Below are 24,422 nucleotides of genomic sequence, written 5' to 3' on the forward strand. Positions count from 1 at the left end.
TTTAATTAACACGTACTACATTGAGCTTAAGAAGGTTTCGGCATTTAGCTTGTTATAGTTAATTAAAGATTAATAACATGTTAGATTATATAGAAGAATTAAATGAGCTAAAAGAGTTGTTTGATGGCTTGGGCAACTATTCGAAAATTAATGCTTACGTGCTTCAGGTGCTTTTAGAACGATATGATGGCGTGGTTGAACAATTATACTGTATGAACGATCAGGTGTTCCAGTCTTCGGTGACTACAATCCTGGAAGCCGAAAATGAACTTAGCATTTTAATGAACGATGAATTACCATCGGTTAAAAAGAAACTGATATTTGAAATAAATAAGTTTAAGCTTAAAGTTGCTGTTAACAGCGATCTTAGCCGGTATGGACATTATAAAATGATACAACAGATCAACTATAATTAACTGACCTCAAAACTGAACAGTCGTGTATAAGTCTGTTCTGTAAGCCGCGGCAACTCACCTTGTCGCGGCTTTTATCATTCTGTCGCGGCCGCTCATATCCTGCTTTAAAATGATGTCGGTAAATCCCTTTTTTTGGAGCATTTCAACGGTTTGATTGCCGTAATTTTCATTGATCTCAAAGAATAATAAGCCTTTTGCAGGCAATTTAAGCAGGGCAAAATCGGCAATGGTATTATAAAATAACAAGGGGTCATCCTCCGGTACAAATAAAGCATTGTGCGGCTCATGATCCGTTACGTTGGTATGCATTTGTTGCTTGTCGTAAAGTGTCACATATGGCGGATTACTGACTATTAAATTATACATTTTGAATTGGGCGGTTTGAGCCTCCCAGTCTAAAATGTCACTGTGGATAAAATTAATTTCAACTTTATTTAATACTGCGTTAACCTTAGCGGTTTGTAATGCCGGTTCAGAGATATCTACCGCCGAAACTTGTGCATTGGGCAGGTTTTTTTTAAGGCTGATAGCGATACAACCGCTCCCCGTACCAATATCAAGCATAGTCCCTTCAAATTGTTCGCTGTTTTCTGCAAAATGCCCGCCACAAACAGATAGAATCCACTCCACCAGCTCTTCCGTCTCAGGGCGAGGAATCAATACCGATGGGTTTACTTTAAAGGGCAAACCATAAAACTCCGTCTCGCCTAAAATGTACTGTACGGGTTCGCCGGTTTGCAGCCGGGTTAATATAGCTTTTAGCTCTTCACCTTGTTCTGCGCTTAATTCCCGCTCAGGGAAGGCTTTGATAGATGCCTTTGATAGCTTGCATATTTCGCTGATGACCAATAAAGTAAGGGCTTCTGTCTCCGTACTGTCGTAAATATTGTTCAGCTGTTTGTAATCTTCAAAAACATCCTTTATCGTAATCATGCAACAAAGTAACATAAAAGCTACTTTTGCAGCATGCTTAAACATGAAAAATATATGCAACGCTGCCTGGAGCTTGCTCAATTGGGTGCAGGGCAGGTAAGCCCGAACCCAATGGTTGGGGCGGTTGTAGTTCATGATGATAAAATAATAGGCGAGGGCTATCACCAAAAATATGGCCAAGCCCATGCCGAAGTGAATGCCATTGCCCAGGTAAGCTCCCGGTATGATAATGCCGAAGAATTGTTAAAACAATCAACCATATATGTTTCATTGGAGCCTTGCGCGCATTACGGCAAAACCCCGCCTTGTGCCGATCTGATCATTAAACACCAGATCCCATTGGTGGTAGTGGGTTGTCGCGATACATTTGAGCAGGTTGATGGCAAAGGCATCGCCAAATTAAAAGCTGCCGGCATCGAGGTAATAACCGGTGTGCTCGAAAAAGAATGCCAATGGCTTAACCGCCGGTTTTTTACACGGATACAAAAACACCGGCCATATATTATATTAAAATGGGCGCAAACCACCGATGGCTTTTTTGCTCCCGACGATAACAGTCAGCTTTGGATCACCGGGGAGGAGTCGCGCAGGCTGGTTCACAAATGGCGTAGTGAAGAGGACGCCATACTGGTGGGTAAAAATACTGTGGCAATTGATAATCCAAGGCTTAATGTGCGTTACTGGGAGGGGAAATCGCCCAAACGGGTAGTGATCGACAGGCGACTGGAATTAGATAAAAGCTTGAATGTATTTGATCAATCGGTAGAAACATTCATATTCAATGAGGTTAAGTTTGATACGGACGGTAAAAATAAATACATAGCCCTGGAAGATTTTGACCGCTATGTACCCCAATACATTTTGTACCAGTTATACTTACAGGATATCCAGTCGGTTATTATTGAAGGTGGTGCCCGCACATTGGACAGTTTTATAGAAGCAGGTCTCTGGGACGAGGCCCGTGTATTCACCGGGAAAACTGTTTTAAAAAAGGGTATAAAAGCCCCGCAAATAACAGGTATAATTGCAGAAGAATTATCATCGGGCGACGACCGCTTGCAGATAGTATATAATATTTAATATTTAAGTATCAAGTAGCTAGTATCAAGTATCACGACCAGGAAAGTGCGGTCGTGAAAACTGGATACTTAATTGATGGAAAATCTTGATACTTGATACTAACTACTTGATACCAATTATATAATGCTCTACGTTTTTTTAAGTATTTGCTGCAGCGTTGTAGTTTCTGTGCTATTGAAACTGGCCAAACGCTATCACATAGATGTATTTCAGGCCATCACCTGGAACTACTCTATGGCTATCTTGCTTACCTGGATATTTTTTAAGCCACAATTCATCATCAGTTTTGAGGATGCCCCGATTTACAATTACATAGCGCTTGGTATACTGTTTCCCTCGTTGTTTGTTATCATGGCTTCGTCTGTAAGGCTAGCGGGTATTGTACGTACCGATGTAGCGCAGCGGCTTTCATTGTTCATCCCCATTTTCGCAGCATTTTTTATATTCAATGAGGCTAAGGATACCGTGAAGATCATCGGTATTGTATTGGCTTTTATTGCCATTATATGCTCCATCCCATGGCAAAAAGCCTCACGGGATAAGGCTGCCAAAATCTCGTGGATCTATTTACTGATCGTTTTTTTAGGTTTTGGGATCATTGATGTGCTTCTAAAACAAATAACCAAGGTTAACAAAGTGCCCTTCACATCAGCCATCTTTGTGATCTTTATACTGGCCTTTGTGTTATCCATGATCGGGCTTATTTACCAGGTGGTTACCAAAAAAACAAAATTTTCCTGGCCGCATATCCTTATTGGGTGGATACTGGGGGTAGCTAACTTTGGTAATATCCTATTTTACTTAAAGGCTCACCAGGTTTTGGCCAATAGTCCCTCGGCCGTATTTTCATCCATGAATATCGGTGTAATTATAGTAGGGACTTTTATCGGGATATTCATATTTAAAGAAAAACTGAGCACGTTGAACAAAATTGGTATTGTTGTAGCAGTGTTGGCCATTGTGATTATTTATTTCCCGCAAACACTGGGGTTTCTTCATCTATAACGTGTTTTAATGCTTTTTGACGATACTTACAAAACTATAGAACAACCAACCGAAGGCATATTCCGTGATCGCGGCAGCAAATTCCTGGCCTATGCATATCCTATCAATTCCGAGAATGATATCAAGGGAATTGTAGCTAATCTGAAATCGGAGCACCCCAAAGCCAATCACCACTGCTGGGCCATGCGTTTAAGTATCGACAGGTCGGTATTTAGGGTTAATGACGACGGCGAACCTTCTGGTACAGCCGGTCGGCCCATACTTAATACACTATTATCCCGTGATCTGACCAATATATTAGTCGTGGTGGTACGCTATTTTGGCGGTACGCTGTTAGGTGTCCCTGGTTTAATTAATGCCTACAAGGTAGCAACTGAAGAGGCTTTGAACCAGGCAGTCATCATTCATAAAACCGTTAACGATATTTATACCATAGCCTTTGACTACCTTCAAATGAACGATGTGATGCGCGTTATCAAGGATGACAACCTGGCCATACTCAACCAGCAGTTTGACAACGACTGCCGCATTCAGGTTTCGATACGCAAAACCCAGGTGGAGCAAACTTTATTTAAAATAAGTAAGGTAAGCGGTGCTGTTGCGAAATACGATCACAGCCTTTGAGAGGAGCGAGAGCCAAGAATCAAGAGCCAAGAGTCAAGACCAGGAAAGTAAAGTAAATCAATCAGTTATTTCTTGACTTTGGATTCTCAGCTCTTGACTCTTGATTCTTGGCTCTTGATTCTCTTTTTAATTCCCCGTTTCCGGCATAAATGATTATTTTAGTCGGGATATGCAATCTTTTGAAATCGATAAAACCGACCTGCTCCGCATAAAAGCCGCTCTGGAAAGCGATGATGTTGAGTTAGAGAAAGTTCTGCAGGGATACCACGCCTCTGAGATTGCTATACTGTTTGAGAAACTTCCGCAGGAAGCCAAAGAACGGATCATCAATATCCTGCCGACAGACATCGCATCGGAAGTAATTTCGGAAATGGATGAGGAGCATCATCCCGAAGAACTACTGGTGAACCTTCATCCGGAAAAACGTACCGAGATTGTGGAGGAGTTGGATTATGACGATGCTACCGACATTATCTCGCAGTTGGATGAAGAGCAGCAGCATGAGATCCTGAAAGATATTGACCAGGAGGATGCCAGCAGTATTCGCGCCCTGCTCAGTTATGATGAGGATACAGCCGGTGGTTTGATGAACTCCGAGGTTATCCGGGTAAATATCAAACTGGATAAAAAGGACGCGCTGGAGGAGATCATCCATCAATCCGAAGAAATGGAGGAGCTATACACCATTTATGTGATTGACGATGCGGCTACCCTGAAAGGAATACTCTCTATAAAAACACTTATTAAAGCAAAGGCCGATGCACGGATCAGTAACCTGGTGCAAACCACATTTGTATATGTAAAGGCTGATGTTGACCAGGAAGAGGTGGCCCGCTTAATATCGCAATATAACCTCACCAGTATTCCGGTAGTTGATGAGCACATGAAACTACTGGGCCGCATTACGGTCGATGACATCATCGACGTAATGGAGGAGGAAAACACCGAGGACATCCTGAAAATATCGGGTGTATCTGAGGACGAAGAGTTGAGCGGTAATTGGAAAGACGCGGTAAAAAGCCGTTTACCCTGGCTGGTGATCAACCTGGGTACGGCGTTTCTGGCGGCATCCATCATCCGTAATTTCGATGCCACGGTAGCCAAGCTTTCCATTATTTCGGCCTATATGACCATTATTGCCGGGATGGGCGGCAACGCGGCAACCCAGGCCCTGGCGGTAACGGTGAGGCGTATTTCCTTAAACGATTTGAGCGATAAACAGGCCTATAATACGGTGCTGAAAGAGTTTTTAGTAGGGATGATCAACGGCGCAGCCAATGGTTTGATCGTTTTTATAGTAGCTTTTTTCTATGATGCCAACCCCATGCTGGGCCTGGTATTGTTTTTAGCCATGACGGGCAACCTGATCATCGCCGGTTTAACAGGCGCGTCTATCCCACTGATATTAAAGCGGGTAGGGATCGATCCGGCGGTGGCATCATCTATCATTATTACAACATTTACAGATTGCATAGGCTTTTTATTACCGCTTTGGCTGGCTACAAAGCTTTTATTGCATCATTAAGTTTATTGGTTCATTAGTTCAATTGTTCATTGGTGTCAGCAGTTTATTTTTGATTAAAAATGGTAAGACATCTTATTTACATACCTTTTACTAATGAACTAATGAACAATTGAACTAATGAACAATTGAATTTTATTCTAAATTTGAACCATCAAAATTTGAAACAGAATGACCGAGGTAAGATACAACTGGACTAAAGAAGAAATAGCTGAAATATACCATACCCCGCTGCTCGACCTTGTTTACAAGGCCGCAACCATACACCGCGAAAATAAGGACTATGCCGAAGTGCAGATCAGCTCACTGATCTCGATAAAGACCGGCGGTTGTTCTGAAGACTGCGCGTATTGCCCACAAGCAGCGCGTTACAACACCGGTGTTAATGTACACGCTATAATGCCTAAAGATGAAGTGATAGCCGCGGCAGAAAAAGCTAAAGCAGGTGGTGCTTCGCGTTTATGTATGGGCGCTGCCTGGCGCGAGGTACGTGACAACCGCGATTTTGACAAGGTAATTGACATGGTAAAAGCGGTGAACTCCCTGGATATGGAAGTTTGCTGTACGCTGGGTATGCTTACCGAGAGCCAGGCGCAACGTTTGGCCGACGCGGGCCTGTATGCCTATAATCATAATCTGGATACCTCTGAGGAGGATTATAAGCGTATTATCACTACCCGTACCTATGATGAGCGCCTGCAAACACTGGAGCATGTGCGTAAAGCCAAAATTACTGTATGCAGCGGTGGCATCATCGGTCTGGGAGAAACCGTGGAAGATCGTATATCTATGCTTAAAACCTTATCAAACCTGCCTAAGCACCCGGAATCTGTACCGATCAACGCGCTTGTGCCTGTACAGGGTACGCCACTGGCCGATCAGCCTAGGGTATCTGTTTGGGATATGGTGCGCATGATAGCTACTACCCGTATCATTATGCCCAAAACGGTGGTTCGCCTGTCGGCAGGTCGTACAGAAATGAGTGTGGTTGAACAGGCATTTTGTTTTATGGCTGGTGCCAATTCTATTTTCGCAGGCGAAAAACTATTGACCACACCAAACCCATCATTTGATACCGACATGGCGATGTTTGAATTGCTTGGCCTGTCGCCACGCAAAGCGTTTAAAAATGGTCGACCTAATGAAGTTAAAGAAGTTGAAGTAGCAGGTTAAGCCTGTGTGAAAATAAAAAGAGACACATGTAATGTGTCTCTACGTTATATTCTGTGTAGAGACGCATCACATGCGTCTCTCTTTTTGTTTTATGGGCTGTCATGCTGAGCTTGTCGAAGCATGGTGGGAGGGCCTCTGCGCGCGATCCTTCGACGGGCTCAGGATGACAGGGCCGTCAGTGTCAAATTAGTCCCTCATATTAATAAACTGCAGTGGCTGGCCAAAGTTTTCGCCGCGGCACAGGCTAATCACTGCTTGCAAATCGTCAATTTTTTTGCCCTGAACACGTACCTGGTCGTCCATAATGGAAGCTTGTACTTTAAGGCCGCTGTCTTTAATCTTTTTAACAATCTTTTTAGCTGCTTCTTTATCGATGCCTTCCTTCACTTTGATCTCCTTGCGGATCATATTGCCCGATGCATATTGCTCTTTACCAAAATCCAAAGCGGCAGAATCTAAATGCTGTTTCACCATACGGCTGATGATGGAATCCTGAATAGCCTTTAAACGCATATCGTTTTCGGTCACGATGGTGATCTCGTTGGTTTTTTTATCCAGGTCGATAGTGCTTTTTGAATCGTTAAAATCATAACGGTTCAATATTTCCTTTTTTGCGGTATTGATAGCGTTATCAAGCGTTTGTCCGTCTATCTTGCTTACTATATCAAATGTGGGCATAAGTAAATGGTTTTATAAATGTTTACAAAACTAAGGTATTAGAAACATAGTTCATAGTATATAGTTCATGGTTAATGGTTGATAAATCATAGTTGTTTTATGGTTCACAAAATATGGATAGTTACCTACAGTTTATTGAATATATCAATCTTTATAGTTAATATGAAGCCATAAACGATGATCTATCAACTATGAACTATGACCCATGAACTATGTGTGAATAAAAACTCGTTAAATACTAATGAGTTAATATTAAGTTAACAAATAAATAAGCAGTTTTGTAAAAGTGAGCCCGGCATGGGCAATTTATATGGATAAACAGGTTCCCTTAATAAACAGAGAGATAAGTTGGTTATATTTTAACGATAGGGTTTTGCAGGAAGCTGCCGACCCAACTGTTCCGCTAATTGAACGGGTGAGGTTTTTAGCCATATTTTCATCCAACCTGGATGAGTTTTATCGTGTACGGGTAGCTACTATGAGCCGCCTGGCCAACCTGAACGAAAAATCAAAGGAAATATTGGGCTACAATCCCAAAAAGATCCTTAACCAGATCAAAAATTTGGTTGTAAAGCAAGAGCGTAAGTTCAACAATCTTTACGAAAACATCATTGTAAAGGAGCTTGCCGAAGAAAAGATATTTTTGCTGAACGATAAGCAGCTTAATGTAACTCGTGGCGCCTTCGTTAAAACTTACTTCAGGGAAAAGCTGCTGGCTACGCTGGTGCCCATTATGCTTGATGACGAAATGCCGCTGCCCGAACTGCGCGACAGGGCCATTTACTTTTTTGTAAAGCTCACCAAAAACAAAAAATCAAGGTTCGCGCTGATCGAATTCCCCGACAACCTTTCGAGGTTTATAGCACTGCCCGAAACCAATAACCTGAAATTTATTATCCTGCTGGATGATATCATCAGGTATAGTTTGGAGGATATCTTCTTTATTTTTAACCACGATACCATTGAGGCTTATTCCTTACAGCTCACCCGCGACGCGGAGCTTGACCTGGATAAAGAGGTAAGCGAAAAGTTTATCGATTCGTTATCCAAAAGCCTGCAAAAACGCAAAAAGGGCAAACCCATGCGTTTGCTGTATGATAGCGATATGCCGCTGGATATGTTAAAATATTTGGTGAACAGGATGGGCTTGCATGGCGAAAGCCTGATACCCGGTAACCGATACCATAACTTTAAAAACTTCATTTCGTTCCCCAACGTGGGCCGGCCCGAGTTGGAATATCCTAAATATCCGCCATTGCCGGTTGAGGATCTGTCGTTTGGTAAAAGTTTGATTGGGCTCATCGCCAAAAAAGACTATCTGGTGAGTACGCCTTATCAGTCTTTCGATTATATTATCCACTTTTTGCGCGAAGCCGCCATTGATCCCAAAGTACGGGAGATCAGTATTGCCGTATACCGCCTTGCCGAAAATTCACGTGTGATACACGCGTTGATCAATGCAGCGAAAAATGGTAAAAAGGTAAACTGCCTGGTAGAGCTGCGTGCCAGGTTTGATGAGCAGAACAATATTTTCTGGAGCAACAGGCTCGAGGAGGAAGGGGTAAACGTATTGTATGGCGTGGCTGGTTACAAAGTACACTCCAAAATATGCCTGGTAACGCGCATCGAAAAACGTAAACTGGCCTATTATGCCTGTCTTTCAACCGGTAATTTCAACGAAAAAACGGCTCGTATATATGCCGACCATACCTTGTTTACAGCCAACCCTAAGATCACCGGCGATTTGGTAGTGGTTTTTAAAGCTTTATATAAAAACGCGCTGCCAAAAGGATTGAAAAATTTGATCGTGTCGCCTATTGATTCCAGGCCGGCTATTTACAGATTGATCGATAACGAGATCAGGAATGCCAAAGCGGGTAAAAAGGCTTACATGATATTAAAAATGAACAGCCTTGCCGATGAGGAACTGATCACTAAGCTTTACACGGCCAGTAATGCCGGCGTTAAGATCAGGATGATCATTCGCGGGATGTGCTGCCTGATTCCAGGTGTAAAAGGATACAGTGAAAATATTGAGGTGATCAGCATCGTTGATAAATACCTGGAGCATGCCCGTGTACACATTTACTGCAATGGCGGTAATGAACTGCTGTATCTGACATCGGCCGATTTTATGACCCGTAACATTGATAACCGGATTGAAGTTGGTTTCCCGATATATGACGAGCAGTTACGTAAAGAGATCAGGGATGTAATTGATATACAACTGCATGACAATACCAAGGCCCGCGAAATAAACAGTCAGAATAATAACAAATATCACAAAACTCACTCTGCCGAGTCGCACCGCGCGCAGATTGAGATATATAATTATCTAAAAGCTAAAAATAAATAAATTGAGATACGCCGCTATAGACATAGGTTCAAACGCCGTGAGGCTTTTGATTGCTGACATTATTGAAAACAATGGTTCGGTTTCTTTTAAAAAGAATACGCTGATCAGGGTGCCGTTACGTTTGGGCGACGACGCGTTTATACAGCACCATATTTCTGAACGTAAAACCAATGATCTTTTAAAGGCGATGCAGGCTTTCCGCAACCTGATGGATGTTTATAAGGTGACCGATTACCTGGCCTACGCCACATCGGCCATGCGCGAGGCCGAAAATGGTGAAGAGGTGGCTAAACTGATCAAACAGGAAGCAAATATCGACCTGGAGATCATCCATGGTTCAAAAGAAGCTAAAGTGATCTACGCCAGTCATGCCGATCAAAACATCGATAAAAGTAAAAACTACCTTTATGTAGATGTAGGTGGCGGCAGTACCGAGCTTTCCCTGTTTTCAACCGGCCAGCTCATGGCATCCAAATCATTCAACATCGGTACCATCCGGATCCTGGATAACCAGGACACCGAAGAAACCTGGAATGAAATGAAGGATTTTATACGCGAGCATACCCGTGGCTTTAAGCAGCTGGCAGGTATTGGCACCGGCGGTAACATCAATAAGCTGTATAAATTGGCCGAAGAAGAGAACGAGGCGCCACTGAGCTTTAATAAACTTAGGCAGCTATATACTTACCTCACATCCTTCTCGCTTAAAGACCGTATCAACGTACTGGGCCTTAACCAGGACCGCGCCGATGTGATCATTCCTGCCTGCGAAATATATCTTACCGTTATGAAACATGCCGGTATTAAGAGTATTTATGTACCAAGAGTAGGTATGGTTGATGGTATTATTCAATTACTTATCGAAAAGAATTTATAAAAACTTAACGTAAAATTATTTTTACAAATTTGTTTAATAATTTAAAAACTCTTATTACATTTGTAGTGCCCTCTCAAGGGCATGTTTTTCATAGGTAGATGTAGGGTCGGGTACTTGTATTCGACCCTTTTTTGTGCCCGTAAATTTGTGAGCGTGGATTGTTGAAGGATTAATTATGAAGAAGAAGATCGTAGTTGCCATTACGGGGGCCAGCGGCGCTATTTATGCCCGGCTGTTATTAGAAAAATTAAGCCAGTTAAATGACCAGATACAGGAAGTAGCCGTTGTGATGTCTGATAATGCCAAGGATGTTTGGCGTTTTGAGCTCGATAACGAGGACTTTAGTAAATACGACTATCACTTTTACGCCAAGAACGACTTTATGGCGCCTTTTGCATCCGGATCGGCCAGGTTTGATACCATGGTGATCGTTCCCTGCTCTATGGGCACGCTGGGCCGTATTGCAGGCGGTATATCTGACGATTTGATCACCCGTGCTGCCGATGTAATACTCAAGGAACGCCGCAAGCTGATCCTGGTGGCCCGCGATACTCCTTTAAACCTCATCCACATCCGCAATATGGAAACGGTAACCGAAGCCGGAGGCATCATTTGCCCGGCCATCCCATCATACTACAGCAAACCCAAAACCATCGAAGAACTGGCCATGACCGTAGTGAACCGCGTAATAGACCTCATTGGTCTGGAACACGACAGCTACAGGTGGAGCGAGGAGTGAGGTTTGATCCCGGAGTTTGGCTGTTTGGGTTTGGGCCTTGAAAAATAATAATGAGTTTTTAGATCAGATTTAATTACATTGAAATACAATTACGAGTAATGCTGAAAAAAGTAAAGACCATCCTTATATTACTGCCATTCCTGTTAAAAAACCTTAGTGCACAAGAAGTCATTAGAAAGGCAGACATTTATGTTGATCTATCTGTTGAGAAAGGACCGATGAAGCCATTTTGGGCTTGGTTTGGCTATGATGAGCCAAACTATACCTATATGAAGGATGGTAAAAAATTACTTACCGAAATTTCGGCGCTAAGCCCGGTGCCTGTTTATGTAAGAACGCATAGCCTGATGGTTACCGGAGATGGAGAAGCTGCATTAAAATGGGGCTCTACCAACATGTACACTGAAGATTCAAATGGGAATGCTGTTTATAATTGGAAAATTATCGATTCTATATTTGATACCTACATTAAACGGGGGATGAAACCATTTGCTCAGATTGGTTTTATGCCCCAGGCACTTTCCACTCATCCGGAACCTTATCGCCATTATTGGAAACCTGGTGATCCATATAAAGATATAGCAACCGGTTGGACATATCCGCCCAAGGATTATAAGAAATGGGGTGATCTCGTTTATAATTGGGTAAAGCATTCTATAGATCGATATGGTAAAAAGGAGGTGGAAAGCTGGTATTGGGAAGTTTGGAATGAACCTAATGGCTTTTACTGGAAAGGGACCGAACAAGAACTTTTTAAACTTTACGATTATGCGGCTGATGGCGTAAAGCGCGCTCTTCCTTCAGCTAAAATAGGCGGGTTTAATGTGGCTGGTACATCTGGAAAGGGGGCGCAGCAGATGCTTAATGATTTTATTAAGCATTGTACAACAGAAACTAATTATGCAACAGGTCATACAGGATCGCCACTTGATATCTTAACCTTCCATGCGAAGGGGCAGCCGTCAATTGTTAATGGAATGGTGAGGATGAATGCTTCACCTCATCTTCGTGATATAGAGGCTGGGTTCAAAGTAGCAACCGCTTATCCTGAAACAAAAAATATCCCTTTAATTGTGGGTGAGTCTGACCCGGAAGGATGTGCTGCCTGCGGTATGGCTACAGACCCCCAGAACGCCTATCGGAACGGAACTTTATACCCGAGTTATACAGCGGCAACTATAGCCCGTGAATACGAATTAGCCGATCAATATAAAGTAAACTTAAGGGGTGCTGTAAATTGGAGTTTTGAGTTTGAAAACCAACCCTGGTTTTACGGCTTTCGCGATCTGGCAACTAATGGTGTGGATAAACCCATTTTAAATCTTTTCAGAATGCTGGGCAAAATGACAGGGAATAGAGTGAAGGCCCAAAGCAACAGGATGTACCCCCTGAAAACCATGCTTGATTCCAGTATTCGCGGGCCATTGTCTGATATTGGCGTATTAGCTTCAAAAGACAAAACAACGGCAGGGATACTTATCTGGAACTATCATGATAATGATGAAAAAAAGCCAGCGGAACAAGTATCTCTACAGGTTGAAAACATACCCGTTAAAAGCGTTAGACTGGCACATTACCGGATTGATGATCAACATAGCAACTCCTATGAAGCTTGGAAAAAGATGGGCTCACCGCAAAGCCCGAGTGCCGGGCAAATAGCAGAATTAGAGAAGGCCGGGCAGTTACAAACCATCGGCACGGCACAAAATATAAACGTAAAATCAGGAAAAATAAATATAAATTTTGATCTGCCCCGCCAAGGGATATCATTTATAAAAATAGACTGGTAGCTTCTGCTTTAGCTATATCTAAACCAGAGCCGCCGGTAGGGGTAAGTGGTTCCGTGATATCACCAGCCACAGGCTGAATACTTTGAGGTGTAATATCAATTCACAAGTGTTATAGATATGAATAATCGAGAGAAAAAAATAAGAATTTTCAAATTGTTTTCTCAAAATCTTGAATGGGTAAAAGAGCATAAGGAGATCAACTTCATACCCGATTTTACGAATGGATACATTTGCCCTATTTGCTTTAACGTCTTTTTTGAACAAGATTTAGAAAGCTCGGTACCTAATCCGCTGACACTTGAAGACGTTCCGCCTGCTTCTTTGGGTGGAAAACCACTTACATTGACGTGTAGGTCCTGTAACTCAAAAAATGGGCACGAGTTGGATGTGCATCTTTTAAATATACTTTTAGAAAATGACTCCAAATTATTCTTACCTAACTCAAAAAGTAAAGCTTCTTTTGAAGTTTCTGGTAATAAGGTAAACGGATCTTTTGACATTGATAGTAATGGGACTGCAAATTTGCGTATTGAACCACAAATATCACATCCCGATCAATATAGAAATTTCGTTAAAAAGATGGAGCAAACAACTATTACAAAGTATAGCCCCCTTTTTCATCAAGAAAAACTATTCAGTGAGGAAATACGAACTCCTGAGTTTACGATGAATTTTCAACGTGTTTATAACGAAAGGCGTGCCGAAATAGCATTATTGAGAGTGGCATATCTCATTGCCTACGCTAATTTGGGAAATGGTTTTCTCATGAACCCTGGCCTATATAAAGTTCGCGAGCAAATTCTAAATCCTGATAAAGAAATATTATCTAAAGTTTTTTGGATACGACATCAGTTCCCTAAAGAAATGGAAGGAATAAATATCATAAGTCAACCCAAAGAACTTCAATGTTTTCTTATAGTCTTTAATTTAAAGACCAATAGTAAAAGCACTCAATATGCCATAGCTCTTCCTGGTCCATCTAAACCATCTATTGAAGTTTATGATTATATTGAAAAATATTTGTGTGTCGGAGATGGAACTGAAATGTTTAATTTCACTGCCGAGCATATAATGTCACGAGCATATTTGAAAACTCGAGATTATGCATTTGCAAGTCATCTATTTTGGCAACGATATACACATCCTGATTATAAACCAAACTTTCCTAAGTGATAAAATGGCCGTCGCTCGGCTCCAGCCGAGTAACGGTCGGGAGGGAAAATAAAAAGGCTGTCATTTCGAACGAGGTACGAGGAGAAATCTTCTTCGACATGTAATTGGTTTTTGTATACAGTAGAAGATTTCTCTTTCGCACAACACTCATGCCCGCCCATGCTCTATCGAAATGACACCCTTTTTGTAAATTTCATTCTTCCAAACACTTATAAATAGGGAGCCATCAATTAACTAATATCATTGATCACCTTTTCGGCACTTAATTAAAAAGAATGGATAGTTCTCAGTGACTTCGGTGATCTCAAACAATCCGGCTTGGCTAAACTCCGCGTTAATAGATTCCCTGTCATAAAAAAACATATTCACGCCATCAAATATTTCATAACGGTCTTTGCTCAGCAATTTTCCCTGGCCATAGGTTGGGGCGGCTTTCGAAATAACCGTGAAAACCATATAGCCATTTTCTGTTAGTTGATGATAGCAGTCACGGATTAGTTTCTGTCGTTCGCTGCCGTCTAACAAATGAATTAAGGCATAGCAGAATATACCATCATAAAGGTATTTGTCAAAAGGCATATCGGTTACAGAACCGTGATAGATGGTCATATCTGTTCCGTAATGTTTTTTGGCCATATCAATAGCGGTTTTTGAGATCTCGATCCCGGTGACTGCTATGCCATGATCTCTGAAAACCTGCGCGTTCCGTCCGTAGCCAATGCCTGGAATGAGGATGTTTTTACTGATTTTTGAACAAAAAAATCTTTGGTCAATGCGGTCGACTTTGATGGTTCAAATCCCCACATTTCCTGCTTATCGATAAAAGCAGATTCCCAAAATTCAGGTTTTTCGTTTTCATTCACCATCGCGTCTTTCAAATAGGCCTCTAAAGTAACAATTTACTAAAGTTGCTCTCGCAAGCGCAATGTCATTTCCCTTCATTGGATATTGGGCATTCGATGTTTGATCTTAATTAGCTTTTGGCTGGTGCATGATCAGCGTATTTAAAACAGCTTCTATTTCTGGGATGGGCATTTTTAGTACTAAATAACGATCCCGGCTGCCGGTTTTATCCCAAAGGTTACTACCATCGCTGTTGCATATCATTTTGCCTTTTACTTTTACTACGTCAAAATACCTTTCATAACCTCGCACGGCAACCAATACCGCGGTTTCGTCCCAACTCATCCGGCCTTTGGCGTCATTAGGATCAAGCGGAATGCTTTTTTGGAATACATCTTTAACCGGTGAATGCGTAATAGACTTATCCTTTGTGATCGGCAAGCCGGTATGGATCTTTTCGCCGATCTCGAACCCGCTAAAAATAATAGGACTGGGCCAATTGTCGAACGTTGTTTTTGAAGAAACCGAATCCTTTTCTACATTAAACTCCTTGAATTTTCCCATCTCCTGGTTAAAACAGGCGGCCATGCTCACCAACAATTTTACCTTCTTTTTAACTAATGCAACCCCATTTAATGGAGATACTTTATCTGGTTTTGATTGCAGCAGGTTGGCCATATTGGTCATAAAGCCAATGGTGACAATAGTTACGCTTTGATCGGGTTGAGCAGCCAGAATCCTGCGGTAAAGCGTTGTGGCGTTCTCCGCCTCATCGTTATTTTTAATCCGGTGCGGGTACCGGGTAACGATCAATGAATCCCATTTTTGAGAGCAGGGGATATTAACAGCCTTACCCCGCACTACACCAATAGGAATGCCCGGCCTTTTAAAATAAGTGTTCAATACACTTAATACTGGGGCTATACTGCTGTATTGGTTACTGGCTATAGTGGCCAGGATGCGGCATTCGCCTTTATCGGCCAGGGCATGTAAAATGGCCATCGCTCCAACATCGTCATAGTCAGGACCTATATCGGTATCCAGTATAATGTTCTTTGGCTGTTGCTGCTGGGCAAAAGCAAATGTTCCCAGAACCATAGCCAGCAGCAGCGAAATTACCTTATGTTTCATGATGATTTTTTCTATAAAGATGTTGTAATGGAGCCAAGTGAGGTATCTATCTAAAATAGCATAATTTTTAATAGAAAAAGTAACAGCAAACACCATCTTTCAATAGCCTAAACTTTTATATTTGAGATTATTAACTGAGCCTGTCCATGAAAAAAATCTACTACTGTCTTTCCCTGGTATTTTTAATGACGGGTTTCCGCCCGGCTTTTGCCCAAATTGATACCGTTTCTAATCTTTCATCAGCCGACAAATTGTATGGCCTGAGTAAATTCTGGTCGGAAGCAAAATACAATTTCGCGTATTTCGACCATGCCAAAATTAACTGGGATAGTACCTACCAGGCCTATATCCCCAAAATACTGGCCACAAAAAGCACCTGGGAATATTATATGCTGATGCAGCGGTTTTGCGCTTTGTTAAAAGACGGGCATACTGATATTGATTTCCCGCAAGCCTTGATGCCGCCGCATGCATCGAGGTATAGATGGATCAATATTGAAAATTTTAACAAAAAACTTATTGTGACCGATATTCCGCTGCAATTTAAAGACCAGGTGCCCCTGGGATCTGAATTGGTAAGCGTGAATGGGATGGATGCAAAAGCCTATGCCGAAAAGGAGATCATCCCCTATATCAGCTCGTCAACAGAACATGTGCTTTGGAATACAGCCGCGGCTATGATGTTTTATGGTACCGATACGGCTAAAGTATGGCATTTGAAGCTACGATCGCCCAAAGGCAAGCTGTTTGATTATAACTATCAATACCATACCTATCGTGCCAATTGGGTAAGGCGGGGAACCAATAATACACCCTGGAAGGTGCTGAATTATGAAAATATAGATGGAATAGCTTACGTTAAACTGAACAGTTTCGGCGACGAGTCGATAGTTACCGAATTTAAAAAGATAGTGCCGGAACTGTATAAATGCAAAGGCGTAATCCTTGATCTGCGCGGTAATGGTGGTGGTAACAGCGGCGTAGGAGCCGAGATACTGATGTATTTTACTGATCAGAAGGTTTTGGTTGGCTCTGCCTGGAAAACCCGCGATAACCTGTCGGCCTACCGGGCCTGGGGGACCTATGAATTAATGGACACCACCAAAAAAGGTAAATTATCCAACTGGCAGCAAAAATCAATCGCATCAGCCAAAGGCGAATACTGGTACAAGGGTGATACCATGACCTTTTACAACTATTTTAAAGAGCAAAAAATTAAAACACCGCTGGTGGTATTGTGCGGAAATAATACAGCCTCGGCTGCCGAGGATTTTTTAGTGATGATAGATGGCTTAAAAGGACGCGCTACAACCATTGGGCAGCGTACTTATGGCAGTACTGGTCAGCCCTTGCCACTCACTTTACCCGGCTTTACGGCCCGCATCTGCACCAAGCGTGATACCTATCCGGATGGCCGCGACTTTGTAGGTGTAGGCGTTATTCCGGATATTGAAGTGTCCCGCACTCCTGAGGATGTGATCAACGGTACCGATGCCGTGTTAAAACGGGCCTTAAAAGAAATAAATAATAAGAAGTAGACTATCACTCCACGCGTTTTTACAAGACCGATAAATTGCGTATATTTGTATATACACCAGCCCGGTTTTCTGATTTGTCAGGAAACCGGGCTGTTTGGTTAAGGGGAAATGCAACCAAAAATCATCCATTTTGTATTTAGTTATTTGACACACAGGTATTTAATACTTTTTAAACCTTTCAAAACCCATCAAAAATTTGTTAAAAAGTGTTAAAATGGGTTAAAACATTGTTAAAATGGATAAAAATCAAGCCTTTTTACCCCGTTTTTGACTAAAAAATTGTTAAAATTAAAGGTTTAAAAAGTTTTGGATGATTGGATTCATCCCGACATGGTAGGATATAGTTGATTAATTGATTGTCATAACTCAATAATTCACTAACTCAGTAATTCAATAATTAGTTATCTTTGCGCCCTTAAAGATGAATAAGAAAGTTGCCTTTTATACGCTGGGCTGTAAGCTCAACTATTCGGAAACCTCGTCTATCGGGCGCCTGTTTAACCAGGCTGGCTATGATACGGTGGAGTTTACGAACACCCCCGATGTTTTTGTGATCAACACTTGTTCGGTTACCGAAAACGCGGATAAAAAGTGCAAGAAAATAGTTAAGGAAGCGCTCAAAATATCACCAAACGCTTATGTGACCATTGTAGGTTGCTATGCGCAGTTAAAGCCACAGGAAATAGCCGAAATACCGGGTGTTGACATGGTGTTGGGTGCCGCCGAAAAATTCCAGATCATTGATCATATTACCGATCTGACCAAAAAACCTAAGGCCCTGGTATTTAACCAGCCGGTATCCGAAGCTAACGAGTTTGTGCCCGCCTATTCTTTTGGCGACCGTACCCGTACTTTCCTGAAAGTTCAGGATGGCTGCGATTACTCCTGTACCTTTTGTACCATACCGCTGGCCCGTGGCAGCAGCCGCAGCGATACTATTGAAAACGTGCTGGAGCAGGCTCGCCAGATAGCCGCATCGGGTGTAAAAGAAATAGTGCTTACCGGTGTAAATCTGGGCGATTTTGGTATCCGAAACGGTAATCGCGAAGATAAGTTCTTTGACCTGGTACAGGCTTTGGATGATGTGGATGGGATAGACCGGTTCAGGATCTCGTCCATCGAGCCAAACCTGCTTACCGACGAAATTATTGCCTTTGTGGCCACTTCCAAGCGTTTTGTGCCGCATTTTCATATCCCGCTACAATCGGGTTCTGATAAGATATTGAGCCTGATGCGTCGCCGCTATAAACGCGATCTGTATGTAAACCGGGTAGCTAAGATCAAAGAACTGATGCCCGATTGCTGTATTGGAGTAGATGTGATCGTAGGTTTTCCCGGCGAAACCCGTGAAGATTTTGTGGAGACCTATAATTTTCTGAATGAGCTGAACGTTTCATACCTGCACGTATTTACCTACTCGGAACGGGAAAATACCCTGGCCAGCCAAATGACCGGCGCAGTGCCAGGTTCAGCCCGTGGCGAGCGCAGTAAAATGCTGCATATCCTGTCTGACAAAAAACGCCGCGCGTTTTATGAAAGCCAGTTAAACAAAACCGAAGAGGTTTTATTTGAAGGAGACATCAAAGAGGGCTATATGCACGGTTTTACCCGTAACTATGTTAAGGTACGAACCAAGTATGACCCCGTGCTGATCAACGAGCTTAAAAAGGTTCACTTAACAAATATTTCACCTGATGGTGATGTCGATATAACAGAAAGCGAAGAAATATTAGTGCATTAAAACGCTATATTCGCTTCAAACTATAACCTATGTTTCCAACTATTACATCGCTTCTTCAATATCTTTTCGGTATAAATATCCCTTTGCCTATTCAAACTTTTGGCTTTTTTGTGGCCATAGCTTTTATGGGCGCTTACTGGGCCTTTGCGCAGGAATTTAAACGGAAAGAGAAATTAGGCATCATTCACTCGTTTAAAAAAACGGTTACTGTAGGCAAACCCGCCTCGGTTAATGAATTGGTTGGTAATGGTGTTTTTGGCTTTGTTTTAGGTTATAAACTGGTTGATTGTATACTGAACTATCGTTTGCTTCTGGATGGTCCGCAGGATTTTTTGTTATCTCTGCGTGGTAGTTGGATAGGCGGGATCATTGGTGCCGCCGCATTTGCTTACTGGGCTTATCATGAAGCCGAGAAACAAAAACAGCCTAAGCCGGTAACCAAAGAAGTAACTGTACATCCACATGAGCTCATGGGCAATCTTTTGCTGTGGGCAGCCGTTTTTGGCTTTGCAGGCGCCAAGTTATTTAATGCGTTAGAGAACTGGGGCGAATTCATGAAAGATCCCGTAGGGATGCTGATAGGCTTTAGCGGACTTACCTTTTATGGTGGTTTAATATGTGGCGGTGCTGCTGTGCTTTATATAGCCAATAAGCATAATATTAAACCTTTGGATATGCTGGATATCGGCGGACCTGGTATGATGCTGGCTTACGCTTTAGGCAGGGTAGGCTGCCAGATGTCGGGTGATGGGGATTGGGGGATAACCAATACCGCGCCAAAACCGGGCTGGTTAAGTTGGGCACCAGATTGGATGTGGGCCTTTAAATTCCCGCACAATGTGAACGACGAAGGTGTTGCCATTCCGGGTTGTATCGGCAAGTTTTGCCATGAGCTGCAGTATCCGGTTTACCCCACATCGTTTTATGAAGTGCTTGTTTGTTTACTGCTGTTCTGGCTTTTATGGAGCATCCGCGATGGGATAAAACCAGCTGGTGTAATGTTTGGCATCTACATGATATTGGCAGGCGTAGAACGCTTTTTTATAGAATTGATACGCGTAAACACTAAATATCATGTTGCTGGCATCAGCTTTACCCAGGCCGAATTTATTTCGTTGCTGATGGTTATTGGCGGGGCTGTTTTAATTGCGAATGGGTTAAATAAGGATAAAAAATCAGCAGTTTTAAAGCATGGCTAATACTAAGCAAGCCAACAAATTATTGGATAACCAGGTATTCAGATTTGTGATTTCTGCAGGGGCAGGTTTTTTAGTTGATGTTTCTGCCTTTTACTTGTTTTATCATAACTTATTAGTACGACATACCTACCAGATATTCTCGTTAACGGTTCGTAATTCTACCTTATCCCTGGCACTATCATTTTTTATGGGTGTGATCGTGAATTTCCTGATCACCCGCTATATGGTTTTTACGGAGTCAAAACTATCAGCCTATAAGCAGTTTGTTCGCTTTGCATCCGTAGCCTGTCTTGGTTTTTTCGCGAATTTAGCAGTGATAAAAATATTGATACAAGATTTTGGGATATACCCACCGGTGGCCCGGATAGGGGCCGCGTTAAGCTTGTTCTTTGCAAGCTTTTTTGTACATAAAGCATTTTCATTCAGCTTATCATTACGCAAACATGCAACTCAAAAACATAACTGAACAGGTAATTGAAGTTTCAAAACAAGCCGGCGATTTTATAAGACAGGAGCGTAAAACCTTCAACGCCGATAAAATTGAATACAAAGGTTTGAACGATCTGGTATCGTATGTAGATAAAACCGCCGAGAAACTGATCGTGGAAGGTTTACGCAAGATACTCCCCGAAGCGGGTTTTATCACCGAAGAAAAAACCACCACCACTGTTGGCGAAAGATATAATTGGATCATTGACCCCTTGGATGGTACCACCAACTTTATACATGGCATCCCTTCATTTTCGGTAAGTATAGCACTTAAAGAATATGATGAACTGGTTGCCGGTGTAGTATATGAGGTGAATCTGGACGAATGCTTTTATGCCTGGAAAGGAGCCCCTGCGTATCTTAATGGTAACGAGATCAGGGTGAGTAATAACCAAACTGTGGCCAATAGCTTATTAGCGACAGGGTTCCCATATTACGACTTCGGAAAGCAGGATGCCTATATTGCCTTGTTTGCCGACTTGATGAAGAATTGCCATGGTCTCAGGCGTTTGGGCTCGGCTGCAGTCGACCTGGTTTATACAGCTTGCGGCAGGTTCGATGCCTTTTATGAGTATAATTTAAACTCCTGGGATGTAGCTGCCGGTATAGTTATCGTGAGGCAGGCCGGGGGCGAGGTAGTCACCTTTAACGGTGGTAGCGATGTGCTGGAAGCCAGAGAGGTAGTGGCAACCAACGGAAAAATAACTGCTGAACTGGTACAGTATATTCAGAAATATTTTAAATAGATCTACACTAATTTCACGAATTTATTCGAATTACACTAAATAAAAATGGCACTTATCTAATCGAATATCCATTAGTCTGATTAGATTAAATAAGTGCCATTCGGTAACTAATAAATTCGTGTAATTCGAATCAATTAGTGAGGTCCGTGTCAATATTATAAGGCTTCTGATACCACTTCGGTAACTTCAGGAACCATACGTTTCAACAGGTTTTCGATACCGGCTTTAAGGGTAACGGTTGATGATGGGCAACCGCTGCATGAACCACGTAGTTCAACAGTAACTACACCTTCGTTAAATGAACGGTATGAAATAGCGCCGCCATCCTGCTCCACAGCCGGACGAACGTAATCGTGTAATATCTGTTGTATTTTTACTTCGGTTTCAGAACCTTCAAAGTTTCCCGCTTCTGTTTCTTCTTCTAATTGTATTTTGAGCTCAGATTCAACAGCACCTTTTACAAACTCTTTCATAATAGGTTCTACATCGTCCCATTCGCTACCTTCAGTTTTGGTGATGGTAACAAAATTACTGGCGAAGAAAACGCCGTTAACAAAAGAGAATTTATAAAGCTCCTTAGCGAAAGGAGATTTTTCAGCGCTTTCTTTTGTAGCGTAATCGGCACTGCCATTAATAAGCAACTTGTTCACAATGAACTTCATTGTTGCCGGATTTGGCGTTGATTCTGTATATACGTTGATATTCATTTTAGCTTTCTGATTAAATCTTGAATTAACAAATTTAGGTAGCTTTTTTGTTTAAAGTTAGCTATTAATTAGTTATGACATGCAGATGATAGATGACTTTATAATGTGCAGATGTGCAAATTTCAAATGTGTAGATGATAAATCCATAAATTTAAAGTCAAACATCTAATTAATGTGTTTCGCATTTGCACATCTGCACATCTGAAATCGGCACATCTGAAATCAGCACATTAAATACCTGTATAGTTTGCTGGTGTTATCTGTTTTAGCTCCTGTTTAATAGCGTCGCTTATATTTAATGTATCAACAAAGGCTGCTATTGTTTGCGCGTTTATTTGCTGATTAGTTCTGGTCAGGTCTTTTAATGCCTCGTATGGGTTAGGGTATCCTTCGCGCCTTAGTATGGTTTGTATGGCCTCTGCAACAACCGGCCAGTTAGCTTCCAGATCAGCGTTAATAGCATCCTGGTTTAAAAGTAGCTTGCCTAAACCTTTTATGGTTGATTTGATAGCGATAAGCGTGTGAGCCACCGGGACACCGATATTTCGTAAAACGGTTGAATCGGTCAGATCGCGCTGTAACCTGGAAACCGGAAGCTTGGCTGCCAAATGCTCAAATAAAGCATTAGCAATGCCCAGGTTACCTTCGGAATTTTCAAAATCTATCGGGTTAACCTTATGTGGCATGGCTGAAGAACCAACCTCGCCAGCTTTTATTTTTTGTTTAAAATAGTTCATGGATATATAGGTCCACATATCGCGGTCCAGGTCCATGATAATGTTATTGATCCTTTTCAAGGCATCGCAATGGGCCGCAAAATTGTCATAATGCTCTATCTGCGTGGTAAATTGCGAGCGTTTAAGGCCTAATATATCGTTAACAAAATGGTTACCAAAAGCTTTCCAATCATTTTTAGGATATGCTATATGGTGTGCATTGAAATTACCCGTTGCGCCGCCAAACTTAGCTGAATAGGGCACTGCTGCCAATAATTCAAGCTGAGCCTCTAAACGCTCTACAAAAACCTGGATCTCCTTACCCAAACGGGTTGGCGAAGCAGGCTGACCATGGGTATGAGCCAGCATCGGTACCTGATCCCAATCACGCGCATAATTTTTTAAAGTATTAACCAGTTCATTTATAGCAGGATAATAGGTGTTGTTTACAGCCAGTTTAAAGGTATATGGTATGGCGGTATTGTTAATATCCTGGGAGGTAAGACCAAAATGTATGAACTCCTTGAATGGCTCAAGCCCTCCTAATTTGTCAAATTCTTTTTTTATAAAATACTCAACCGCTTTTACATCATGATTGGTAGTTTTTTCGATCTCTTTGATGCTTTGGGCATCGGCCTCACTGAAGTTTTTATAAATGTCGCGTAACTTTTCAGACACAGCAGCATCAAAATGCTGTAATTGAGGCAGGGAACTTTCTGTTAAGGCAATAAAATACTCTATTTCAACAAATACACGGTATTTAATCAGGGCGTATTCGGAAAAGTAATTGGCAAGTTCAGCGGTGGTATTACGGTAACGGCCATCAATTGGCGAAATTGCTGAAAGCGGAGTAAGCGTCATGTTCTTTATAAATTTTGGCAAAGGTAAGAAAATTGATGTGCAGATGATCAATAAGCAAGGGCGCAAATCAGAAACTATAAAATAT

Annotated in this window: 23 protein-coding genes; 16 read left to right on the forward strand and 7 right to left on the reverse strand. The window is 42.0% G+C overall.

Annotated elements, in window-relative coordinates; all coding sequences use genetic code 11:
* The first annotated feature begins 77 nt into the window (after nt 1–77).
* A complete protein-coding gene (locus tag BLR84_RS20640) occupies nt 78–416 on the forward strand; it encodes a hypothetical protein (protein WP_090471927.1) in 339 nt (112 codons plus the stop codon).
* Nucleotides 417–470: 54 nt separating this feature from the next.
* Here BLR84_RS20640 and prmC read toward each other — a convergent pair whose 3' ends face one another.
* Nucleotides 471–1,349: a peptide chain release factor N(5)-glutamine methyltransferase gene (prmC, locus tag BLR84_RS20645; RefSeq protein WP_176852117.1), complete on the reverse strand. Its 879-nt coding sequence runs from the start codon at nt 1,347–1,349 to the stop codon at nt 471–473.
* 33 nt (nt 1,350–1,382) lie between these two features.
* On the opposite strand from prmC, the gene ribD reads away from it, so the two are divergent.
* From ribD to bioB, 5 genes are all read left to right on the forward strand, one after another.
* Nucleotides 1,383–2,429 (forward strand): bifunctional diaminohydroxyphosphoribosylaminopyrimidine deaminase/5-amino-6-(5-phosphoribosylamino)uracil reductase RibD, encoded by a 1,047-nt coding sequence (ribD, locus tag BLR84_RS20650; RefSeq protein WP_090471929.1) that lies wholly within the window; start codon nt 1,383–1,385, stop codon nt 2,427–2,429.
* Nucleotides 2,430–2,552: 123 nt separating this feature from the next.
* Entirely contained in the window at nt 2,553–3,434 is an 882-nt protein-coding gene (locus BLR84_RS20655; protein WP_090471931.1) for an EamA family transporter, read from the forward strand.
* A gap of 9 nt (nt 3,435–3,443) precedes the next feature.
* Entirely contained in the window at nt 3,444–4,058 is a 615-nt protein-coding gene (locus tag BLR84_RS20660; protein WP_090471933.1) for an IMPACT family protein, read from the forward strand.
* Between the two features lie 169 nt (nt 4,059–4,227).
* Nucleotides 4,228–5,583, forward strand: a complete 1,356-nt coding sequence (mgtE, locus tag BLR84_RS20665; protein WP_090471935.1) for a magnesium transporter — start codon at nt 4,228–4,230, stop codon at nt 5,581–5,583.
* A gap of 168 nt (nt 5,584–5,751) precedes the next feature.
* Complete coding sequence (gene bioB, locus BLR84_RS20670; RefSeq protein WP_090471936.1) at nt 5,752–6,753, forward strand: biotin synthase BioB; 1,002 nt, start codon at nt 5,752–5,754, stop codon at nt 6,751–6,753.
* A gap of 186 nt (nt 6,754–6,939) precedes the next feature.
* On the opposite strand, the gene BLR84_RS20675 is transcribed toward bioB, so the two are convergent.
* A complete protein-coding gene (locus BLR84_RS20675) occupies nt 6,940–7,431 on the reverse strand; it encodes a YajQ family cyclic di-GMP-binding protein (protein WP_090471938.1) in 492 nt (163 codons plus the stop codon).
* A gap of 310 nt (nt 7,432–7,741) precedes the next feature.
* On the opposite strand from BLR84_RS20675, the gene ppk1 reads away from it, so the two are divergent.
* The 5 genes from ppk1 to BLR84_RS20700 all read left to right on the forward strand — a co-directional run bounded on the left by ppk1 (nt 7,742) and on the right by BLR84_RS20700 (nt 14,366).
* A complete protein-coding gene (gene ppk1 / locus BLR84_RS20680) occupies nt 7,742–9,787 on the forward strand; it encodes a polyphosphate kinase 1 (RefSeq protein WP_090471940.1) in 2,046 nt (681 codons plus the stop codon).
* A gap of 1 nt (nt 9,788) precedes the next feature.
* Nucleotides 9,789–10,664 (forward strand): Ppx/GppA phosphatase family protein, encoded by an 876-nt coding sequence (locus BLR84_RS20685; RefSeq protein ID WP_090471942.1) that lies wholly within the window; start codon nt 9,789–9,791, stop codon nt 10,662–10,664.
* A gap of 175 nt (nt 10,665–10,839) precedes the next feature.
* The gene (locus BLR84_RS20690; RefSeq protein ID WP_176852118.1) at nt 10,840–11,403 is read left to right on the forward strand and encodes a UbiX family flavin prenyltransferase; all 564 of its coding nucleotides are present in this window, start codon (nt 10,840–10,842) and stop codon (nt 11,401–11,403) included.
* Between the two features lie 98 nt (nt 11,404–11,501).
* A complete protein-coding gene (locus tag BLR84_RS20695) occupies nt 11,502–13,193 on the forward strand; it encodes a GH39 family glycosyl hydrolase (RefSeq protein WP_090471946.1) in 1,692 nt (563 codons plus the stop codon).
* A gap of 117 nt (nt 13,194–13,310) precedes the next feature.
* Nucleotides 13,311–14,366, forward strand: coding sequence for a hypothetical protein (locus BLR84_RS20700; RefSeq protein WP_090471948.1), 1,056 nt, complete (start codon nt 13,311–13,313; stop codon nt 14,364–14,366).
* Between the two features lie 240 nt (nt 14,367–14,606).
* Here the strand turns inward: BLR84_RS20700 and BLR84_RS20705 are convergent, their stop codons facing one another.
* From BLR84_RS20705 to BLR84_RS20710, 3 genes are all read right to left on the reverse strand, one after another.
* A complete protein-coding gene (locus BLR84_RS20705; RefSeq protein WP_369829194.1) occupies nt 14,607–15,113 on the reverse strand; it encodes a class I SAM-dependent methyltransferase in 507 nt (168 codons plus the stop codon).
* Nucleotides 15,041–15,232 (reverse strand): hypothetical protein, encoded by a 192-nt coding sequence (locus BLR84_RS30420; protein ID WP_255367000.1) that lies wholly within the window; start codon nt 15,230–15,232, stop codon nt 15,041–15,043. The genes BLR84_RS20705 and BLR84_RS30420 overlap by 73 nt, the downstream gene beginning before the upstream one ends.
* 103 nt (nt 15,233–15,335) lie before the next feature.
* Nucleotides 15,336–16,340, reverse strand: a complete 1,005-nt coding sequence (locus tag BLR84_RS20710; RefSeq protein ID WP_090472351.1) for a nucleoside hydrolase — start codon at nt 16,338–16,340, stop codon at nt 15,336–15,338.
* A gap of 146 nt (nt 16,341–16,486) precedes the next feature.
* Between BLR84_RS20710 and BLR84_RS20715 the strand changes: the two genes are divergently transcribed.
* From BLR84_RS20715 to BLR84_RS20735, 5 genes are all read left to right on the forward strand, one after another.
* Complete coding sequence (locus tag BLR84_RS20715; RefSeq protein WP_090471950.1) at nt 16,487–17,878, forward strand: S41 family peptidase; 1,392 nt, start codon at nt 16,487–16,489, stop codon at nt 17,876–17,878.
* Nucleotides 17,879–18,299: 421 nt separating this feature from the next.
* The gene (gene mtaB, locus BLR84_RS20720; RefSeq protein ID WP_090471952.1) at nt 18,300–19,619 is read left to right on the forward strand and encodes a tRNA (N(6)-L-threonylcarbamoyladenosine(37)-C(2))-methylthiotransferase MtaB; all 1,320 of its coding nucleotides are present in this window, start codon (nt 18,300–18,302) and stop codon (nt 19,617–19,619) included.
* Nucleotides 19,620–19,648: 29 nt separating this feature from the next.
* Nucleotides 19,649–20,818 (forward strand): prolipoprotein diacylglyceryl transferase, encoded by a 1,170-nt coding sequence (locus tag BLR84_RS20725; RefSeq protein ID WP_090471954.1) that lies wholly within the window; start codon nt 19,649–19,651, stop codon nt 20,816–20,818.
* Complete coding sequence (locus BLR84_RS20730; RefSeq protein ID WP_090471956.1) at nt 20,811–21,284, forward strand: GtrA family protein; 474 nt, start codon at nt 20,811–20,813, stop codon at nt 21,282–21,284. The genes BLR84_RS20725 and BLR84_RS20730 overlap by 8 nt, the downstream gene beginning before the upstream one ends.
* Nucleotides 21,262–22,053, forward strand: a complete 792-nt coding sequence (locus tag BLR84_RS20735) for an inositol monophosphatase family protein (RefSeq protein ID WP_090471958.1) — start codon at nt 21,262–21,264, stop codon at nt 22,051–22,053. The genes BLR84_RS20730 and BLR84_RS20735 overlap by 23 nt, the downstream gene beginning before the upstream one ends.
* A 155-nt stretch (nt 22,054–22,208) precedes the next feature.
* Here the strand turns inward: BLR84_RS20735 and BLR84_RS20740 are convergent, their stop codons facing one another.
* The gene (locus BLR84_RS20740; RefSeq protein ID WP_090471960.1) at nt 22,209–22,760 is read right to left on the reverse strand and encodes a NifU family protein; all 552 of its coding nucleotides are present in this window, start codon (nt 22,758–22,760) and stop codon (nt 22,209–22,211) included.
* A 230-nt stretch (nt 22,761–22,990) separates the two neighbouring features.
* Complete coding sequence (purB, locus tag BLR84_RS20745; protein ID WP_090471962.1) at nt 22,991–24,337, reverse strand: adenylosuccinate lyase; 1,347 nt, start codon at nt 24,335–24,337, stop codon at nt 22,991–22,993.
* Between the last annotated feature and the right edge of the window lie 85 nt (nt 24,338–24,422).

The organism is Mucilaginibacter sp. OK268, assembly GCF_900103125.1.
In the GTDB taxonomy this organism is placed as follows: Bacteria; Bacteroidota; Bacteroidia; order Sphingobacteriales; family Sphingobacteriaceae; genus Mucilaginibacter.

Bases quoted from the DNA above. Each gene is read 5' to 3' on its own strand.
- BLR84_RS20675 (WP_090471938.1), bottom strand. From the start codon at position 7,431: ATGCCCACATTTGATATAGTAAGCAAGATAGACGGACAAACGCTTGAT.
- BLR84_RS20690 (WP_176852118.1), top strand. From the start codon at position 10,840: ATGAAGAAGAAGATCGTAGTTGCCATTACGGGGGCCAGCGGCGCTATT.
- bioB (WP_090471936.1), top strand. From the start codon at position 5,752: ATGACCGAGGTAAGATACAACTGGACTAAAGAAGAAATAGCTGAAATA.
- BLR84_RS30420 (WP_255367000.1), bottom strand. From the start codon at position 15,232: ATGGTGAATGAAAACGAAAAACCTGAATTTTGGGAATCTGCTTTTATC.
- mgtE (WP_090471935.1), top strand. From the start codon at position 4,228: ATGCAATCTTTTGAAATCGATAAAACCGACCTGCTCCGCATAAAAGCC.
- mtaB (WP_090471952.1), top strand. From the start codon at position 18,300: ATGAATAAGAAAGTTGCCTTTTATACGCTGGGCTGTAAGCTCAACTAT.
- BLR84_RS20740 (WP_090471960.1), bottom strand. From the start codon at position 22,760: ATGAATATCAACGTATATACAGAATCAACGCCAAATCCGGCAACAATG.
- BLR84_RS20640 (WP_090471927.1), top strand. From the start codon at position 78: ATGTTAGATTATATAGAAGAATTAAATGAGCTAAAAGAGTTGTTTGAT.
- BLR84_RS20735 (WP_090471958.1), top strand. From the start codon at position 21,262: ATGCAACTCAAAAACATAACTGAACAGGTAATTGAAGTTTCAAAACAA.
- BLR84_RS20725 (WP_090471954.1), top strand. From the start codon at position 19,649: ATGTTTCCAACTATTACATCGCTTCTTCAATATCTTTTCGGTATAAAT.
- BLR84_RS20710 (WP_090472351.1), bottom strand. From the start codon at position 16,340: ATGAAACATAAGGTAATTTCGCTGCTGCTGGCTATGGTTCTGGGAACA.
- BLR84_RS20700 (WP_090471948.1), top strand. From the start codon at position 13,311: ATGAATAATCGAGAGAAAAAAATAAGAATTTTCAAATTGTTTTCTCAA.
- prmC (WP_176852117.1), bottom strand. From the start codon at position 1,349: ATGATTACGATAAAGGATGTTTTTGAAGATTACAAACAGCTGAACAAT.
- purB (WP_090471962.1), bottom strand. From the start codon at position 24,337: ATGACGCTTACTCCGCTTTCAGCAATTTCGCCAATTGATGGCCGTTAC.
- BLR84_RS20655 (WP_090471931.1), top strand. From the start codon at position 2,553: ATGCTCTACGTTTTTTTAAGTATTTGCTGCAGCGTTGTAGTTTCTGTG.
- ribD (WP_090471929.1), top strand. From the start codon at position 1,383: ATGCTTAAACATGAAAAATATATGCAACGCTGCCTGGAGCTTGCTCAA.
- BLR84_RS20695 (WP_090471946.1), top strand. From the start codon at position 11,502: ATGCTGAAAAAAGTAAAGACCATCCTTATATTACTGCCATTCCTGTTA.
- BLR84_RS20715 (WP_090471950.1), top strand. From the start codon at position 16,487: ATGAAAAAAATCTACTACTGTCTTTCCCTGGTATTTTTAATGACGGGT.
- BLR84_RS20730 (WP_090471956.1), top strand. From the start codon at position 20,811: ATGGCTAATACTAAGCAAGCCAACAAATTATTGGATAACCAGGTATTC.
- BLR84_RS20660 (WP_090471933.1), top strand. From the start codon at position 3,444: ATGCTTTTTGACGATACTTACAAAACTATAGAACAACCAACCGAAGGC.
- ppk1 (WP_090471940.1), top strand. From the start codon at position 7,742: ATGGATAAACAGGTTCCCTTAATAAACAGAGAGATAAGTTGGTTATAT.